Here is a 373-nt window from a genome sequence, read left to right as displayed (position 1 = left end):
CCGTTATTCACGGTTCTTTTCACCTTTCCCTCACGGTACTGGTTCACTATCGGTCTCTCAGGAGTATTTAGCCTTACCGGATGGTCCCGGCAGTTTCAGACAGGGTTCCACGTGCCCCGCCCTACTCAGGATACTGCTATCTATTACATCTCTTACCCGTAAGGGGCTATCACCCGCTATGGCGCAACTTTCCAGTTGCTTCCGGTTCGATTTGCATAGAATGGCGCAGTCCTACAACCCCGGTTATGCCGTAACATAACCGGTTTGGGCTGCTCCGCGTTCGCTCGCCACTACTTACGGAATCACTTTTGTTTTCTTCTCCTCCGCCTACTTAGATGTTTCAGTTCAGCGGGTTTGCTTCCTTGCGGATACT

The 373-nt window shown here is 51.5% G+C and carries 1 rRNA gene; it reads right to left on the bottom strand.

Features of this window, described 5'->3' with window-relative positions:
• Positions 1-373 (bottom strand): 23S ribosomal RNA (locus KJK34_RS15150); the annotation flags it as partial.

The organism is Flavobacterium coralii (assembly GCF_019891545.1).
GTDB lineage: Bacteria > Bacteroidota > Bacteroidia > Flavobacteriales > Flavobacteriaceae > Flavobacterium > Flavobacterium coralii.
Note: the sequence above shows the minus strand (reverse complement) of the source record. Positions and strands in the feature narration are given on the sequence as shown.